Annotated in this window: 15 protein-coding genes and 1 riboswitch; of the genes, 11 read left to right on the top strand and 4 right to left on the bottom strand. The window is 52.1% G+C overall.

What is annotated here, in order from left to right; all coding sequences use genetic code 11:
* Positions 1–7: 7 nt before the first annotated feature.
* Positions 8–204: riboswitch (Lysine riboswitch) on the bottom strand.
* Between the two features lie 236 nt (positions 205–440).
* The 5 genes from pgi (at position 441) to HBM92_RS22710 (ending at position 6,485) form a co-directional block, all read left to right on the top strand.
* Positions 441–2,090 (top strand): glucose-6-phosphate isomerase, encoded by a 1,650-nt coding sequence (pgi, locus tag HBM92_RS22730; RefSeq protein WP_000789981.1) that lies wholly within the window; start codon positions 441–443, stop codon positions 2,088–2,090.
* A 497-nt stretch (positions 2,091–2,587) separates the two neighbouring features.
* On the top strand, positions 2,588–2,830 hold the full coding sequence (gene yjbE, locus HBM92_RS22725; RefSeq protein WP_000757333.1) for an exopolysaccharide production protein YjbE: 243 nt from the start codon (positions 2,588–2,590) through the stop codon (positions 2,828–2,830).
* Between the two features lie 186 nt (positions 2,831–3,016).
* Entirely contained in the window at positions 3,017–3,655 is a 639-nt protein-coding gene (locus HBM92_RS22720; RefSeq protein WP_001314342.1) for a YjbF family lipoprotein, read from the top strand.
* On the top strand, positions 3,652–4,389 hold the full coding sequence (locus tag HBM92_RS22715) for a capsule biosynthesis GfcC family protein (RefSeq protein WP_000595547.1): 738 nt from the start codon (positions 3,652–3,654) through the stop codon (positions 4,387–4,389). Before HBM92_RS22720 ends, HBM92_RS22715 begins: the two co-directional genes overlap by 4 nt.
* A complete protein-coding gene (locus HBM92_RS22710; RefSeq protein ID WP_000745793.1) occupies positions 4,389–6,485 on the top strand; it encodes a YjbH domain-containing protein in 2,097 nt (698 codons plus the stop codon). Before HBM92_RS22715 ends, HBM92_RS22710 begins: the two co-directional genes overlap by 1 nt.
* Positions 6,486–6,531: 46 nt before the next feature.
* Here HBM92_RS22710 and HBM92_RS22705 read toward each other — a convergent pair whose 3' ends face one another.
* Positions 6,532–6,810 carry a periplasmic protein gene (locus HBM92_RS22705; protein WP_001295279.1) on the bottom strand — a complete coding sequence of 93 codons (279 nt, stop codon included), beginning with the start codon at positions 6,808–6,810 and terminating at the stop codon, positions 6,532–6,534.
* Between the two features lie 214 nt (positions 6,811–7,024).
* On the opposite strand from HBM92_RS22705, the gene psiE reads away from it, so the two are divergent.
* The gene (gene psiE / locus HBM92_RS22700) at positions 7,025–7,435 is read left to right on the top strand and encodes a phosphate-starvation-inducible protein PsiE (RefSeq protein WP_000202902.1); all 411 of its coding nucleotides are present in this window, start codon (positions 7,025–7,027) and stop codon (positions 7,433–7,435) included.
* 93 nt (positions 7,436–7,528) lie between these two features.
* On the opposite strand, the gene malG is transcribed toward psiE, so the two are convergent.
* The 3 genes from malG to malE all read right to left on the bottom strand — a co-directional run bounded on the left by malG (position 7,529) and on the right by malE (position 11,322).
* Entirely contained in the window at positions 7,529–8,419 is an 891-nt protein-coding gene (gene malG, locus HBM92_RS22695; RefSeq protein ID WP_001252058.1) for a maltose ABC transporter permease MalG, read from the bottom strand.
* A gap of 14 nt (positions 8,420–8,433) precedes the next feature.
* On the bottom strand, positions 8,434–9,978 hold the full coding sequence (malF, locus tag HBM92_RS22690) for a maltose ABC transporter permease MalF (protein WP_001350408.1): 1,545 nt from the start codon (positions 9,976–9,978) through the stop codon (positions 8,434–8,436).
* A gap of 153 nt (positions 9,979–10,131) precedes the next feature.
* Positions 10,132–11,322 carry a maltose/maltodextrin ABC transporter substrate-binding protein MalE gene (gene malE / locus HBM92_RS22685; RefSeq protein ID WP_000695389.1) on the bottom strand — a complete coding sequence of 397 codons (1,191 nt, stop codon included), beginning with the start codon at positions 11,320–11,322 and terminating at the stop codon, positions 10,132–10,134.
* A gap of 364 nt (positions 11,323–11,686) precedes the next feature.
* On the opposite strand from malE, the gene malK reads away from it, so the two are divergent.
* From malK to ubiA, 5 genes are all read left to right on the top strand, one after another.
* Entirely contained in the window at positions 11,687–12,802 is a 1,116-nt protein-coding gene (gene malK / locus HBM92_RS22680) for a maltose/maltodextrin ABC transporter ATP-binding protein MalK (protein WP_001314343.1), read from the top strand.
* Between the two features lie 71 nt (positions 12,803–12,873).
* Positions 12,874–14,214, top strand: coding sequence for a maltoporin LamB (gene lamB, locus HBM92_RS22675; protein WP_000973666.1), 1,341 nt, complete (start codon positions 12,874–12,876; stop codon positions 14,212–14,214).
* A 231-nt stretch (positions 14,215–14,445) separates the two neighbouring features.
* Positions 14,446–15,366, top strand: a complete 921-nt coding sequence (malM, locus tag HBM92_RS22670) for a maltose operon protein MalM (protein ID WP_001298285.1) — start codon at positions 14,446–14,448, stop codon at positions 15,364–15,366.
* Positions 15,367–15,544: 178 nt separating this feature from the next.
* Positions 15,545–16,042, top strand: a complete 498-nt coding sequence (gene ubiC / locus HBM92_RS22665; protein WP_000019227.1) for a chorismate lyase — start codon at positions 15,545–15,547, stop codon at positions 16,040–16,042.
* A gap of 12 nt (positions 16,043–16,054) precedes the next feature.
* Positions 16,055–16,927, top strand: coding sequence for a 4-hydroxybenzoate octaprenyltransferase (gene ubiA, locus HBM92_RS22660; protein ID WP_000455227.1), 873 nt, complete (start codon positions 16,055–16,057; stop codon positions 16,925–16,927).
* Positions 16,928–17,019: the final 92 nt, after the last annotated feature.

Here is a 17,019-nt window from a genome sequence, read left to right as displayed (position 1 = left end):
ACTATTTTCACCCAGAAGTGCTCCACCACTTGCGAAACGCCCGACTGCGAACGCTTCTGGTGACAACCCAGGGGATTTAGCCCCTGTAGCCGATGATGAACGTGGCCAGCCGTTCAATCACCTCGGCGATGCACCCCCTCAGGTGTTATCACAGGACTGGCTCCTCCAACACCGTTACTTGGGCAACGCGCCTCTTCTGGCCTGCGCTAGCGCAGGTAGTACATTTATAAATAAAGGGTGAGCGGGGCGGTTGTCAACGATGGGGTCATGCGGATTTTTCATCCACTCCTGGCGGTCAGTAGTTCAGCTAATAAATGCTTCGCTGCGCTAAGGGTTTACACTCAACATTACGCTAACGGCACTAAAACCATCACATTTTTCTGTGACTGGCGCTACAATCTTCCAAAGTCACAATTCTCAAAATCAGAAGAGTATTGCTAATGAAAAACATCAATCCAACGCAGACCGCTGCCTGGCAGGCACTACAGAAACACTTCGATGAAATGAAAGACGTTACGATCGCCGATCTTTTTGCTAAAGACGGCGATCGTTTTTCTAAGTTCTCCGCAACCTTCGACGATCAGATGCTGGTGGATTACTCCAAAAACCGCATCACTGAAGAGACGCTGGCGAAATTACAAGATCTGGCGAAAGAGTGCGATCTGGCGGGCGCGATTAAGTCGATGTTCTCTGGCGAGAAGATCAACCGCACTGAAAACCGCGCCGTACTGCACGTAGCGCTGCGTAACCGTAGCAATACCCCGATTCTGGTTGATGGCAAAGATGTTATGCCGGAAGTCAACGCGGTGCTGGAGAAGATGAAAACCTTCTCGGAAGCGATTATTTCCGGTGAGTGGAAAGGCTATACCGGCAAAGCAATCACTGACGTAGTGAACATCGGGATCGGCGGTTCTGACCTCGGCCCGTACATGGTGACTGAAGCACTGCGTCCATACAAAAACCACCTGAACATGCACTTTGTTTCTAACGTCGATGGGACTCACATCGCGGAAGTGCTGAAAAAAGTAAACCCGGAAACCACGCTGTTCCTGGTAGCATCTAAAACCTTCACCACTCAGGAAACCATGACCAACGCCCACAGCGCGCGTGACTGGTTCCTGAAAGCGGCAGGTGATGAGAAGCACGTTGCGAAACACTTTGCGGCGCTCTCAACCAACGCCAAAGCCGTTGGCGAGTTTGGTATTGATACTGCCAACATGTTCGAGTTCTGGGACTGGGTCGGCGGTCGTTACTCTTTGTGGTCAGCGATTGGCCTGTCGATTGTTCTCTCCATCGGCTTTGATAACTTCGTTGAACTGCTTTCTGGCGCACACGCGATGGACAAGCATTTCTCCACCACGCCTGCCGAGAAAAACCTGCCTGTACTGCTGGCGCTGATTGGCATCTGGTACAACAATTTCTTTGGCGCGGAAACTGAAGCGATTCTGCCGTATGACCAGTATATGCACCGTTTCGCGGCGTACTTCCAGCAGGGCAATATGGAATCCAACGGTAAGTATGTTGACCGTAACGGTAAGGTTGTGGATTACCAGACTGGCCCGATTATCTGGGGTGAACCTGGCACGAACGGTCAGCACGCGTTCTATCAGCTGATCCACCAGGGAACCAAAATGGTACCGTGCGATTTCATCGCTCCGGCTATCACCCATAACCCGCTCTCTGATCATCACCAGAAACTGCTGTCTAACTTCTTTGCTCAGACCGAAGCGCTGGCGTTTGGTAAATCCCGCGAAGTGGTTGAGCAGGAATATCGCGATCAGGGTAAAGATCCGGCAACGCTTGACTACGTGGTGCCGTTCAAAGTGTTCGAAGGTAACCGCCCGACTAACTCCATCCTGCTGCGTGAAATCACTCCGTTCAGCCTGGGTGCGTTGATTGCGCTGTATGAGCACAAAATCTTTACTCAGGGCGTGATCCTGAACATCTTCACCTTCGACCAGTGGGGCGTGGAACTGGGTAAACAGCTGGCGAACCGTATTCTGCCAGAGCTGAAAGATGACAAAGAAATCAGCAGCCACGATAGCTCGACCAATGGTCTGATTAACCGCTATAAAGCGTGGCGCGGTTAATCATTGTCGATATGTAGGCCGGATAAGGCGTTCACGCCGCATCCGGCAACCGATGCCTGATGCGACGCGGTCGCGTCTTATCAGGCCTACAGGTCGATGCCGATATGTACATCGTATTCGGCAATTAATACATAGTACGATTGATTAAATAGCCTTAAAAACAATGCCGACTATAAGTCGGCATTGTTTTATCAGATAAATCCTCTTGTCTGTCATTTAACGAAAATCATACCGTGAGGTTAATCCTAAAATAAATTTTTAATCGTGGTTTATTTCGGAAAATACGCAGAGTAATTACTTTTTATTTTATTTTAACTTCATGATTTTTAATCTTATTTATATATAAGTCAAAGCTTATATTTGATATTCATTCCAATTGTCCTAAAACTCCATCACTAATTCCCCGCGCCGTAATTCGCATGCTTTAGTTGTGTATACTCGATCCCGCCCGAAATGTTTTGGGTAAATCTCCATTCATTCAATGAAGGGAAATTGTTATGAAAAAAGTTCTGTATGGCATTTTTGCCATATCTGCGCTTGCGGCGACTTCTGCGTGGGCTGCACCTGTACAGGTGGGCGAAGCGGCAGGATCGGCAGCAACGTCGGTTTCGGCGGGGAGTTCCTCCGCGACCAGCGTCAGCACCGTAAGCTCGGCGGTGGGTGTCGCGCTCGCGGCAACCGGTGGCGGTGATGGTTCTAATACCGGGACCACCACAACCACGACCACCAGTACCCAGTAATAAAGTATGTATCCCCAAAATAATTCGAGTTGCAGGAAGGCGACAAGCGAGTGAGTCCCCGGGAGCATAGATAACTATGTGACCGGGGTGAACGAGTGCGGTCACCGCATCTGCAGCTTGAAGTATGAAGGGGATTAACCATAACCACACTCCGGTGTGGTTATTCTGCCCCTCTGGAGAAGAGTCGTGAAGCGACCTGCACTCATTCTTATCTGCCTGCTATTACAGGCCTGTTCAGCCACGACTAAAGAGCTGGGCAATTCACTATGGGACAGTCTGTTCGGTACGCCAGGCGTACAGCTGACGGACGATGATATTCAAAATATGCCCTACGCCAGCCAGTACATGCAGCTTAATGGCGGGCCGCAGTTATTTGTGGTGCTGGCCTTCGCTGAAGACGGACAACAAAAATGGGTCACTCAGGATCAGGCCACCCTTGTCACACAACATGGTCGTCTGGTGAAGACTTTGCTTGGCGGCGACAACCTGATTGAAGTGAATAACCTTGCCGCCGACCCGCTGATTAAACCCGCACAAATCATTGATGGTGCAACCTGGACGCGCACGATGGGCTGGACCGAGTACCAGCAGGTACGCTACGCCACCGCGCGCTCAGTCTTCAAATGGAATGGCACCGATACCGTCAAAGTCGGCAGCGATGAAACCCCGGTTCGCGTGCTGGACGAAGAAGTCTTCACTGACCAGGCGCGCTGGCATAACCGCTATTGGATCGACAGCGAAGGGCAAATTCGCCAGTCGGAACAGTATCTCGGCGCGGATTACTTCCCGGTGAAAACCACCCTCATCAAGGCGGCAAAACAATGATTAAACAAACTATTGTCGCGTTGCTTTTGAGTGCGGGGGCGTCATCAGTCTTCGCGGCGGGAACCGTCAAGGTGTTCAGCAATGGCAGCAGTGAGGCCAAAACGCTGACGGGCGCAGAGCATTTAATCGATCTGGTAGGCCAACCGCGGCTGGCAAACAGCTGGTGGCCCGGAGCGGTGATTAGCGAAGAGCTGGCCACGGCGGCTGCATTGCGTCAGCAGCAGGCGTTGCTGACACGGCTGGCAGAACTGGCTGCAGATTCCAGCGCCGACGATGCCGCCGCGATTAACGCCTTACGCCAGCAAATTCAGGCGTTGAAGGTGACGGGCAGGCAAAAAATCAATCTTGATCCTGATATCGTCCGCGTTGCCGAACGCGGTAACCCGCCGTTGCAGGGCAACTACACGCTGTGGGTCGGAACGCCGCCGTCCACGGTCACGTTGTTCGGGCTTATCAGTCGTCCTGGCAAGCAGTCATTCACTCCAGGTCGCGACGTGGCGAGCTATCTCTCTGACCAGAGCCTGCTCAGCGGTGCGGATCGCAGCTACGCGTGGGTGGTTTACCCGGACGGACGCACGCAAAAAGCGCCGGTGGCTTACTGGAACAAGCGTCACGTAGAGCCGATGCCCGGCAGCATTATTTATGTTGGCCTCGCGGACTCCGTCTGGAGTGAGACACCTGATGCCCTTAACGCCGACATTCTTCAGACTCTGACGCAGCGGATACCCCAATAATGAAAAAAAGACATCTGCTTAGCTTACTGGCGCTGGGCATTAGCACAGCTTGCTACGGCGAAACATATCCTGCGCCCATTGGTCCGTCGCAATCGGATTTCGGTGGCGTAGGATTATTACAAACGCCCACCGCGCGCATGGCGCGGGAAGGGGAGCTGAGCCTGAACTATCGCGATAACGATCAGTACCGTTATTACTCAGCTTCAGTGCAACTCTTCCCGTGGCTGGAAACAACGCTGCGCTACACCGACGTGCGCACCCGGCAGTACAGCAGCGTCGAAGCGTTCTCTGGCGATCAAACGTATAAAGATAAAGCCTTCGATCTCAAACTGCGTTTGTGGGAAGAGAGTTATTGGCTGCCGCAAGTGGCGGTTGGTGCGCGGGATATCGGCGGTACGGGGCTGTTTGATGCGGAATATCTTGTTGCCAGCAAAGCCTGGTGGCCGTTCGATTTTACACTCGGCCTGGGCTGGGGATATCTGGGCACCAGCGGTAACGTGAAAAATCCGCTCTGTTCAGCCAGTGATAAATATTGCTATCGCGATAACAGCTACAAACAAGCGGGATCTATCGACGGCAGTCAGATGTTCCACGGCCCGGCCTCACTGTTTGGCGGCGTGGAATACCAGACGCCCTGGCAACCGCTGCGCCTGAAACTGGAGTATGAAGGTAATAATTATCAGCAGGATTTTGCCGGGAAGCTGGAGCAAAAAAGTAAGTTTAACGTCGGGGCGATTTATCGCGTTACCGATTGGGCCGACGTTAACCTTAGCTATGAACGTGGCAACACCTTTATGTTTGGCGTCACGCTGCGCACCAACTTTAACGATCTGCGCCCGTCCTACAACGATAACGCCCGACCGAAATACCAGCCGCAACCGCAGGATGCCATTTTGCAGCACTCGGTGGTGGCGAATCAGTTAACGCTGTTGAAATACAATGCCGGACTGGCCGATCCGCAGATCCAGGCGAAAGGCGATACGCTGTATGTCACCGGCGAGCAGGTGAAATATCGTGATTCGCGCGAAGGGATCATCCGTGCTAATCGGATCGTGATGAACGATCTGCCTGATGGGATCAAAACGATCCGCATTACGGAAAATCGCCTTAACATGCCGCAGGTGACGACGGAAACCGATGTCGCCAGCCTGAAAAATCATCTCGCCGGAGAGCCGTTGGGCCACGAAACGAAGCTGGCGCAAAAACGCGTCGAGCCAGTGGTTCCGAAGTCCACCGAGCAGGGCTGGTATATCGACAAATCGCGCTTTGATTTTCATATTGATCCGGTGCTGAACCAGTCGGTCGGTGGCCCGGAAAACTTTTACATGTATCAGCTGGGCGTGATGGGAACGGCGGATTTGTGGCTGACGGACCATCTGCTGACCACCGGCAGCCTGTTTGCTAACCTTGCCAACAACTACGACAAGTTTAACTACACCAATCCACCGCAGGACTCGCACTTACCGCGCGTGCGTACCCATGTGCGCGAGTATGTGCAGAATGATGTCTATGTGAATAACCTGCAAGCCAACTACTTCCAGCATCTGGGCAACGGCTTCTACGGTCAGGTCTACGGAGGTTATCTCGAAACCATGTTTGGCGGCGTGGGAGCAGAAGTGTTGTATCGCCCGCTGGATAGTAACTGGGCGTTTGGTCTGGATGCCAACTACGTTAAACAGCGCGACTGGCGTAGCGCAAAAGATATGATGAAATTCACCGATTACAGCGTGAAAACCGGACATCTGACCGCGTACTGGACGCCATCTTTCGCCCAGGACGTGTTAGTGAAAGCGAGCGTCGGGCAGTATCTGGCTGGGGATAAAGGCGGCACGCTGGAGATCGCCAAACGCTTTGATAGCGGCGTGGTGGTGGGGGGCTATGCCACGATCACGAATGTTTCGAAAGAGGAGTACGGCGAAGGGGACTTCACCAAAGGCGTGTATGTCTCTGTACCGCTGGATCTCTTCTCGTCTGGCCCGACACGCAGCCGTGCGGCGATTGGCTGGACGCCGCTGACGCGTGACGGTGGTCAGCAACTTGGGCGTAAGTTCCAGTTGTATGATATGACCAGCGACCGTAGCGTCAATTTCCGCTAAGTCATGGGAAAGGTGCCAGTTTTCGCACTCACTGGCACCTTCATTCTTAATGGCCTGTCGAGCCATCAGGAACGCAGTTCACCCCCGGTTTGCGATCTGGTGTGTAAAGGCGAAAACATTCTGTCTTCCTGTCCGTCGATATCGGTTGCAGGTCTGGTTGCCTGAGCGACTGGGCCATCATTGGGCTGGAGACATTGCTTTGCGGTAGGTCGGCTTTATCAGCAGTACCGAGCGGACCAGCATAAGCAGGAAGAACAGAGACTGATAACATCAAAGCAGCAAAATAAGGCTTCATTTTTACCACCTTTATCAGGTTACGTTTCATTTGTTCCAGAGGAACATTGTCGATTTTTCGCGCATTGCTGGTGGCAGGGAATCACCTGAATGGGTGATTTTTTTGGGCTGTGTGTTTTGCCAGATGAGACATTGATGGGAGATGCCCACTTAATTGAGCTGAACAAAACATACACAAAAAATATAGATCTCCGTCACATTTTTGCGTTATACAGGAAGCTCGCCACTGTGAAGGAGGTACTGCTATGACGTCACTCTCTCGTCCGCGCGTGGAGTTTATCTCCACCATTTTGCAGACCGTACTCAATCTTGGCCTGTTGTGCCTCGGCCTGATTTTGGTTGTCTTCCTCGGCAAAGAAACGGTGCATCTGGCTGATGTGCTGTTCGCGCCAGAACAAACCAGTAAATATGAGCTGGTAGAAGGGCTGGTGGTTTACTTTCTCTATTTCGAATTTATCGCGCTGATTGTGAAGTACTTTCAGTCCGGTTTTCACTTCCCGCTACGTTACTTTGTCTATATTGGGATCACCGCCATTGTGCGCTTGATCATCGTCGATCATAAATCGCCACTGGATGTGTTGATCTACTCGGCAGCGATCCTGTTACTGGTGATCACCCTGTGGTTGTGTAATTCGAAACGGCTGAAGCGGGAGTAAAAAAAGGCGCTCCGTGGAGCGCCGAATAACAGTCACAAGTTGGGATAACGTAAGTTGAGGGTGCAGCGGCATAACATTGGCAGAACAACATCTTTAACCTTTCACACCACCTGCCGTCAGGCCGTTGACCAGCCAGCGTTGAGCCAGCAAGAAGACGATGGTGATCGGTAATGCAGACATCACGGCAGCGGCGGCAAAGTCACCCCACAGGTAGTTTTGCGGGTTGAGGTATTGCTGCATCCCCACGGCCAGGGTGTAGCTGTTTACGTCACGCAGTAATAGCGACGCGACCGGAACTTCAGTAATGGCAGCGATAAACGACAGGATGAACACAACCGCCAGAATCGGTACTGACAGCGGCAACAGGACAAGGCGGAAGGCCTGCCACGGTGTCGCACCATCCAGCGCCGCCGCTTCTTCCAGCGAACTGTCGATGGTTTCGAAATAACCTTTGATGGTCCAGACATGCAGCGCAATCCCGCCCAGATACGCGAAAATTACGCCGCCGTGAGTATTCAGGCCAATGAATGGAATGTACTCACCCAGACGATCAAACAACGCATACAACGCGACCAGTGAAAGTACTGCCGGGAACATCTGGAAAATCAGCATTCCTTTCAGCAGCGTCGCTTTGCCTGGAAAGCGCATACGGGCGAAAGCGTAGGCGCAGGTGGTGGAGAGCGCCACAATGCCAATCGCGGAAATCCCGGCGACCTTTACCGAGTTCCACAGCCACAGCAGTACCGGGAATGGCGGTGGCGTAATGCGACCATCAGCCTGTTCCACGCTAAAACCTAACGCCAGTTTCCAGTGATCCCAGGAGATTTGCTCCGGGATCAGACTACCGGTCGCGAAGTTCCCCTGACGCAGCGAGATGGCGACGACCATCAGCAGCGGGAACATAATTGCCGCGATAAAAAGTAGCAGTAGCAGGTGAGTAATAAACAAACGTGCTTTTTGCGATTTCGGTTGGACCATTGCCATTTTTGTTATCTCCCTTAATCAAACTTCATTCGCGTGGCTTTCAGGTTCACTATCGCCAGCGCGCCCACCAGCAGGAAGATCAGCGTGGCAATTGCTGCTGCCAGACCGAAGTCCTGACCCCCGCCGCCTTCAAAAGCGATACGGTAGGTGTAGTTAACAAGCAGGTCGGTATAACCGGCTGGCGTGGTCGTGCCAAGACGATCCGGGCCGCCGTTGGTTAACAGTTGAATCAGCACGAAGTTGTTAAAGTTAAAGGCAAAGCTGGCGATCATCAGCGGTGTCAGCGGTTTAATCAGCAGCGGCAGCGTAATCTTAAAGAAGTTCTGGAATGGACCTGCACCATCCATTGCTGAGGCTTCATACAAATCGTCCGGAATCGCTTTCAGCAAGCCCATGCAGAGGATCATCATGTACGGATAACCCAGCCAGGTGTTGACGATAATCAGCATCGTGCGGGCGGTGGTCGGATCGCTGAACCAGGCGGGCTTCACGCCAAACAGCGCGCTCAACATCATGTTGATTTCACCGAAACTCTGGTTAAACAACCCTTTGAAAATCAAGATTGAAATGAACGATGGCACCGCGTAGGGCAGAATCAGCAGGACGCGATAGACCGCTTTGCCGCGCAACGCTTCCCACTGCACCAGACACGCCAGAACCATGCCGACCGCCACCGTTAAAAAGACAGTGATCAGCGAGAACACCACGGTCCAGACGAAAATGGCGAGGAACGGTTTCTGAATGCCTTCGTCGGTAAAGACGCGGGTAAAGTTTTTCCAGCCGGTGGTCACGGTGTAACCGGGGCTTAACTTTTCATCACCCCAGTTGCCATCGGCGGTAATGGACTGGTAAAAGCCAATTTGGTTATTCGGACGATATTTCACGCCGCTCTGATTATTCGTCAACGTGCCGTCACCGTCGAGTGTGTAGAGCGGTTGCGTGCCAGAAAACTGGCGCAGGGAGCTCATCATCACTTTGTTGCCATCCGGCAGAATGGCGGTAATGTCACTCAGTGCCTGACGATTCTGGGTAATCACGCGCAGATTCGCGCGCTCGCCTTCAGGCTGCGTGGCGCTTTCTTTCAATTGCAGTTTTTGCTCGCCGCCAAATTTGAAAGCGTCGGAGAGGTAATTTTTGCCGGTTTCGCCGTCGCTGAGCGCCAGTTGCCACTCATCGCCCGCCGGATAAAGACCAAAATTATAGATTTTGCCTGCTTGCCAGGAGCGATCTAGCAACACTTCCTGCGCACGTTCAAAAGTCAGCTGGTTAGTGCTGCTGTAGTTGGTGAAGGCAATGGCGATGGTGCAGACCAGAGGGAAGAGGACGAATAATCCCATTCCAGCCATTCCCGGGTAAACATAGCGCCAGGCGTAGGCTTTACGATTGGCGAAAATATACAGCCCCGCTGAGCTCAATATCAGCGTGGTAATGGCGAACAGGTATTCCCCTTGTGCGTACATTAAAACAACAAGGTAACCCACCAGCAGGCCGAGCAGACCTAACACTGACCATTTCAGCGCGTCGCTTTGCCACCAATGTTTCTTTTTAATGACATCCATGGGGTTCTTCCTCATTCCAGGACGGATAAGGCTTTCATACCTTATCCGACAACAACTGCCTGATGCGACGCTGACGCGTCTTATCAGGCCTACATACGTTTCAATTTCGTAGGCCGGATAAGGCGTTCACGCCGCATCCGGCATTTCACAGCATTACTTGGTGATACGAGTCTGTGCATCTTTCAGCGCAGCATCCACAGTCTGACGACCGCTGGCGGCGTTGATCACCGCAGTACGCACGGCATACCAGAAAGCGGACATCTGCGGGATGTTCGGCATAATTTCACCTTTCTGAGCGTTATCCATGGTGGCGGCAATACGTGGATCTTTCGCAAGTTCATCCTGATAGGACTTCAGCGCTACTGCACCCAGCGGTTTGTCTTTATTGACCGCTTCCAGACCTTCGTCAGTCAGCAGATAGTTTTCGAGGAACTCTTTCGCCAGCTCTTTGTTCGGACTGGCGGCGTTAATACCTGCGCTCAGCACGCCAACGAACGGTTTAGATGGTTGACCTTTGAAGGTCGGCAGTACCGTTACACCATAATTCACTTTACTGGTGTCGATGTTGGACCATGCCCACGGGCCGTTGATAGTCATCGCTGTTTCGCCTTTATTAAAGGCAGCTTCTGCGATGGAGTAATCGGTGTCTGCATTCATGTGTTTGTTTTTAATCAGATCAACCAGGAAGGTTAGACCCGCTTTCGCGCCAGCGTTATCCACGCCTACGTCTTTAATGTCGTACTTGCCATTTTCATACTTGAACGCATAACCCCCGTCAGCCGCAATTAGCGGCCAGGTGAAGTATGGTTCTTGCAGGTTGAACATCAGCGCGCTCTTACCTTTCGCTTTCAGTTCTTTATCCAGCGCCGGGATCTCTTCCCAGGTTTTTGGCGGGTTCGGCAGCAGATCTTTGTTATAAATCAGTGATAACGCTTCGACAGCGATCGGGTAAGCAATCAGCTTGCCGTTGTAACGTACGGCATCCCAGGTAAACGGATACAGCTTGTCCTGGAACGCTTTGTCCGGGGTGATTTCAGCCAACAGGCCAGATTGAGCGTAACCACCAAAGCGGTCGTGCGCCCAGAAGATAATGTCAGGGCCATCGCCAGTTGCCGCAACCTGAGGGAATTTCTCTTCCAGTTTATCCGGATGCTCAACGGTGACTTTAATTCCGGTATCTTTCTCGAATTTCTTACCGACTTCAGCGAGACCGTTATAGCCTTTATCGCCGTTAATCCAGATTACCAGTTTACCTTCTTCGATTTTGGCGAGAGCCGAGGCGGAAAACATCATCGTCGTTAATGCGGATAATGCGAGGATGCGTGCACCTGTTTTTATTTTCATAATCTATGGTCCTTGTTGGTGAAGTGCTCGTGAAAACACCTAAACGGACTCTAGTTTCTTTATACGGCAACCTCTTTCCATCCTCCTTGCCCCTACGCCCCATCGTTGCTTTGTGTGATCTCTGTTACAGAATTGGCGGTAATGTGGAGATGCGCACATAAAATCGCCATGATTTTTGCAAGCAACATCACGAAATTCCTTACATGACCTCGGTTTAGTTCACAGAAGCCGCGTTCTCATCCTCCCGCCTCCTCCCCCATAAAAAAGCCAGGGGGTGGAGGATTTAAGCCATCTCCTGATGACGCATAGTCAGCCCATCATGAATGTTGCTGTCGATGACAGGTTGTTACAAAGGGAGAAGGGCATGGCGAGCGTACAGCTGCAAAATGTAACGAAAGCCTGGGGCGAGGTCGTGGTATCGAAAGATATCAATCTCGATATCCATGAAGGTGAATTCGTGGTGTTTGTCGGACCGTCTGGCTGCGGTAAATCGACTTTACTGCGCATGATTGCCGGGCTTGAGACGATCACCAGCGGCGACCTGTTCATCGGTGAGAAACGGATGAATGACACTCCGCCTGCAGAACGCGGCGTTGGTATGGTGTTTCAGTCTTACGCGCTCTATCCCCACCTGTCAGTAGCAGAAAACATGTCATTTGGCCTGAAACTGGCTGGCGCGAAAAAAGAAGTGATTAACCAGCGAGTTAACCAGGTTGCGGAAGTGCTGCAACTGGCGCATTTGCTGGATCGCAAACCGAAAGCGCTCTCCGGTGGTCAGCGTCAGCGTGTGGCGATTGGCCGTACGCTGGTGGCCGAGCCAAGCGTATTTTTGCTCGATGAACCGCTCTCCAACCTCGATGCTGCACTGCGTGTGCAAATGCGTATCGAAATCTCCCGTCTGCATAAACGCCTGGGCCGCACAATGATTTACGTCACCCACGATCAGGTCGAAGCGATGACGCTGGCCGACAAAATCGTGGTGCTGGACGCTGGTCGCGTGGCGCAGGTTGGGAAACCGCTGGAGCTGTATCACTATCCGGCAGACCGTTTTGTCGCCGGATTTATCGGTTCGCCAAAGATGAACTTCCTGCCAGTAAAAGTGACCTCCACCGCAATCGATCAAGTGCAGGTGGAGCTGCCGATGCCAAATCGTCAGCAAGTCTGGCTACCTGTTGAAAGCCGTGATGTCCAGGTGGGAGCCAATATGTCGCTGGGTATTCGCCCGGAACATCTACTGCCGAGTGATATCGCTGACGTCATCCTTGAGGGTGAAGTTCAGGTCGTCGAGCAACTCGGCAACGAAACCCAAATCCATATCCAGATCCCTTCCATTCGTCAAAACCTGGTGTACCGCCAGAACGACGTGGTGTTGGTAGAAGAAGGTGCCACATTCGCTATCGGCCTGCCGCCAGAGCGTTGCCATCTGTTCCGTGAGGATGGCACTGCATGTCGTCGACTGCATAAGGAGCCGGGCGTTTAAGCACCCCACAAAACACACAAAGCCTGTCACAGGTGATGTGAAAAAAGAAAAGCAATGACTCAGGAGATAGAATGATGATTACTCTGCGCAAACTTCCTCTGGCGGTTGCCGTCGCAGCGGGCGTAATGTCTGCTCAGGCAATGGCTGTTGATTTCCACGGCTATGCACGTTCCGGTATTGGCTGGACAGGTAGCGGCGGCGAACAACAGTGTTTCCAGACTACCGGTGCTCAAAGTAAATACCGTCTTGGCAACGAATGTGAAACTTATGCTGAATTAAAATTGGGTCAGGAAGTGTGGAAAGAGGGCGATAAGAGCTTCTATTTCGACACTAACGTGGCCTATTCCGTCGCGCAACAGAATGACTGGGAAGCTACCGATCCGGCCTTCCGTGAAGCAAACGTGCAGGGTAAAAACCTGATCGAATGGCTGCCAGGCTCCACCATCTGGGCAGGTAAGCGCTTCTACCAACGTCATGACGTTCATATGATCGACTTCTACTACTGGGATATTTCTGGTCCTGGTGCCGGTCTGGAAAACATCGATGTTGGCTTCGGTAAACTCTCTCTGGCAGCAACCCGCTCCTCTGAAGCGGGTGGTTCTTCCTCTTTCGCCAGCAACAATATTTATGACTATACCAACGAAACCGCGAACGACGTTTTCGATGTGCGTTTAGCGCAGATGGAAATCAACCCGGGCGGCACATTAGAACTGGGTGTCGACTACGGTCGTGCCAACCTGCGTGATAACTATCGTCTGGTTGATGGCGCATCGAAAGACGGCTGGTTATTCACTGCTGAACATACTCAGAGTGTCCTGAAGGGTTTTAACAAGTTTGTTGTTCAGTACGCTACTGACTCGATGACCTCGCAGGGTAAAGGTCTGTCGCAGGGTTCTGGCGTCGCGTTTGATAACGAAAAATTTGCCTACAATATCAATAACAACGGTCACATGCTGCGTATCCTCGACCACGGTGCGATCTCCATGGGCGACAACTGGGACATGATGTACGTGGGTATGTACCAGGATATCAACTGGGATAACGACAACGGCACCAAGTGGTGGACCGTCGGTATTCGCCCGATGTACAAGTGGACGCCAATCATGAGCACCGTGATGGAAATCGGCTACGACAACGTCGAATCCCAGCGCACCGGCGACAAGAACAATCAGTACAAAATTACCCTTGCACAACAATGGCAGGCTGGCGACAGCATCTGGTCACGCCCGGCTATTCGTGTCTTCGCAACCTACGCCAAGTGGGATGAGAAATGGGGTTATGACTACACCGGTAGCTCTTCAACCAACCCATACTACGGCAAGGCTGTGTCGGCTGATTTCAACGGCGGTAGCTTCGGTCGTGGCGACAGCGACGAGTGGACCTTCGGTGCCCAGATGGAAATCTGGTGGTAATAGCAAAACCTGGGCCGGATAAGGTGCTTGCGCCGCATCCGGCAACCAATGCCTGATGCGACGCTGTTGCGTCTTATCAGGCCTACAACTGCTGCCGAAAGTAGGCCGGATAAGGCGTTTACGCCGCATCCGGCATAAAAACAGCTTTAAGGGGCGAAAGCCCCTCTGATTATCGGGTTTAGCGCGCTATTGCCTGGCTACCGCTGAGCTCCAGATTTTGAGGTGAAAACAATGAAAATGAATAAAAGTCTCATCGCTCTCTGTTTATCAGCAGGGTTGCTGGCAAGCGCACCTGGAATCAGCCTTGCCGATGTTAACTACGTACCGCAAAACACCAGCGACGCGCCAGCCATTCCATCTGCCGCGCTGCAACAACTCACCTGGACACCGGTCGATCAATCTAAAACCCAGACTACTCAACTGTCGACCGGCGGCCAACAACTGAATGTCCCTGGCATCAGTGGTCCGGTTGCTGCGTACAGCGTCCCGGCAAACATTGGTGAACTGACACTGACGCTGACCAGCGAAGTGAACAAACAAACCAGCGTATTTGCGCCGAATGTGCTGATTCTTGATCAGAACATGACTCCATCAGCCTTCTTCCCCAGCAGTTATTTCACCTACCAGGAACCCGGCGTGATGAGTGCAGATCGGCTGGAAGGCGTTATGCGCCTGACACCGGCGTTGGGGCAGCAAAAACTTTATGTTCTGGTCTTTACCACGGAAAAAGATCTCCAGCAGACGACTCAACTGCTCGACCCGGCTAAAGCCTATGCCAAAGGCGTCGGTAACTCGATCCCGGATATTCCCGATCCGGTTGCTCGTCATACCACCGATGGCTTACTGAAACTGAAAGTGAAAACGAACTCCAGCTCCAGCGTGTTGGTAGGACCACTATTTGGTTCTTCCGCTCCAGCTCCGGTTACGGTAGGCAACACGGCGGCACCAGCTGTGGCTGCACCCGCTCCGGCACCGGTGAAGAAAAGCGAGCCGATGCTCAACGACACGGAAAGTTATTTTAATACCGCGATCAAAAACGCTGTCGCGAAAGGTGATGTTGATAAGGCGTTAAAACTGCTTGATGAAGCTGAACGCCTGGGGTCGACATCTGCCCGTTCCACCTTTATCAGCAGTGTAAAAGGCAAGGGGTAATTACGCCCCACAGTGCTGATTTTGCAACAACTGGTGCGTCTCCTGGCGCACCTTTTTTTCTCCTCCTGTACTATTGTTGCGTTTTTGTTGCGCATTAGTTCACTTAATTTGCTTTACATCTCCCGTAAATATTTTTCTGCGATACAATGCCTTTACGTTATGTAACGGAGAGTTCGGCATGTCACACCCCGCGTTAACGCAACTGCGTGCGCTGCGCTATTTTACAGAGATCCCTGCCCTGGAGCCGCAACTGCTCGACTGGCTGTTGCTGGAAGATTCCATGACAAAACGTTTTGAACAGCAGGGAAAAACGGTGAGCGTGACGATGATCCGCGAAGGGTTTGTCGAGCAGAATGAAATCCCCGAAGAACTGCCACTGCTGCCGAAAGAGTCTCGTTACTGGTTACGTGAAATTTTGTTATGTGCCGATGGTGAACCGTGGCTTGCCGGTCGTACCGTCGTTCCTGTGTCAACGTTAAGCGGGCCGGAGCTGGCGTTACAAAAATTAGGTAAAACGCCGTTAGGACGCTATCTGTTCACATCATCGACATTAACCCGGGACTTTATTGAGATAGGCCGTGATGCCGGACTGTGGGGGCGACGTTCCCGCCTGCGATTAAGCGGTAAACCGCTGTTGCTAACAGAACTGTTTTTACCGGCGTCACCGTTGTACTAAGAGGAAAAAAATATGGAGTGGAGTCTGACGCAGAATAAGCTGCTGGCGTTTCATCGCTTAATGCGTACGGATAAGCCAATTGGCGCGTTACTGCTGCTCTGGCCAACATTATGGGCGTTGTGGGTGGCGACACCGGGCGTTCCCCAGCTCTGGATCCTGGCGGTGTTTGTCGCGGGCGTCTGGCTGATGCGCGCTGCTGGTTGCGTGGTGAATGATTATGCTGACCGCAAGTTTGATGGTCATGTTAAGCGCACGGCGAACCGACCACTTCCCAGCGGCGCGGTAACGGAGAAAGAGGCGCGCGCGCTGTTTGTAGTGCTGGTACTGATTTCATTTTTACTGGTGCTGACGCTGAATACGATGACTATTCTGTTGTCGATTGCCGCGCTGGCGCTGGCGTGGGTATACCCGTTTATGAAGCGGTATACCCATCTACCGCAAGTGGTGCTGGGCGCGGCGTTTGGCTGGTCGATTCCAATGGCTTTTGCCGCTGTGAGTGAGTCGGTGCCATTGAGTTGCTGGTTAATGTTCCTCGCCAATATTCTCTGGGCGGTGGCTTACGACACGCAGTATGCGATGGTTGACCGCGATGATGATGTGAAGATTGGCATTAAATCCACCGCAATCCTGTTCGGCCAATACGATAAATTGATTATTGGTATTTTGCAGATTGGCGTACTAGCGCTGATGGCGATCATCGGTGAGTTAAATGGCTTAGGCTGGGGATATTACTGGTCAATTCTGGTAGCTGGCGCGCTGTTTGTTTATCAACAAAAACTGATTGCCAACCGCGAGCGTGAAGCCTGCTTTAAAGCATTTATGAATAATAACTATGTTGGTCTGGTACTGTTTTTAGGGCTGGCAATGAGTTACTGGCATTTCTGATGATGTAAAAAAGCCGGATGATCATCCGGCTTTCTTCTGGGTTGCCTGATGCGCTGCGCTTCTCAGGCCTACACAACATATCGCAATTTATT

This window comes from Escherichia sp. E.sYA108 (assembly GCF_011754335.1).
Taxonomy (GTDB): Bacteria; Pseudomonadota; Gammaproteobacteria; order Enterobacterales; family Enterobacteriaceae; genus Escherichia; species Escherichia coli.
Note: the sequence above shows the minus strand (reverse complement) of the source record. Positions and strands in the feature narration are given on the sequence as shown.

Bases quoted from the DNA above. Each gene is read 5' to 3' on its own strand.
- malF (WP_001350408.1), bottom strand. From the start codon at position 9,978: ATGGATGTCATTAAAAAGAAACATTGGTGGCAAAGCGACGCGCTGAAA.
- HBM92_RS22715 (WP_000595547.1), top strand. From the start codon at position 3,652: ATGATTAAACAAACTATTGTCGCGTTGCTTTTGAGTGCGGGGGCGTCA.
- malE (WP_000695389.1), bottom strand. From the start codon at position 11,322: ATGAAAATAAAAACAGGTGCACGCATCCTCGCATTATCCGCATTAACG.
- yjbE (WP_000757333.1), top strand. From the start codon at position 2,588: ATGAAAAAAGTTCTGTATGGCATTTTTGCCATATCTGCGCTTGCGGCG.
- ubiA (WP_000455227.1), top strand. From the start codon at position 16,055: ATGGAGTGGAGTCTGACGCAGAATAAGCTGCTGGCGTTTCATCGCTTA.
- HBM92_RS22705 (WP_001295279.1), bottom strand. From the start codon at position 6,810: ATGAAACGTAACCTGATAAAGGTGGTAAAAATGAAGCCTTATTTTGCT.
- HBM92_RS22710 (WP_000745793.1), top strand. From the start codon at position 4,389: ATGAAAAAAAGACATCTGCTTAGCTTACTGGCGCTGGGCATTAGCACA.
- malG (WP_001252058.1), bottom strand. From the start codon at position 8,419: ATGGCAATGGTCCAACCGAAATCGCAAAAAGCACGTTTGTTTATTACT.
- psiE (WP_000202902.1), top strand. From the start codon at position 7,025: ATGACGTCACTCTCTCGTCCGCGCGTGGAGTTTATCTCCACCATTTTG.
- malM (WP_001298285.1), top strand. From the start codon at position 14,446: ATGAAAATGAATAAAAGTCTCATCGCTCTCTGTTTATCAGCAGGGTTG.
- pgi (WP_000789981.1), top strand. From the start codon at position 441: ATGAAAAACATCAATCCAACGCAGACCGCTGCCTGGCAGGCACTACAG.
- malK (WP_001314343.1), top strand. From the start codon at position 11,687: ATGGCGAGCGTACAGCTGCAAAATGTAACGAAAGCCTGGGGCGAGGTC.
- lamB (WP_000973666.1), top strand. From the start codon at position 12,874: ATGATGATTACTCTGCGCAAACTTCCTCTGGCGGTTGCCGTCGCAGCG.
- ubiC (WP_000019227.1), top strand. From the start codon at position 15,545: ATGTCACACCCCGCGTTAACGCAACTGCGTGCGCTGCGCTATTTTACA.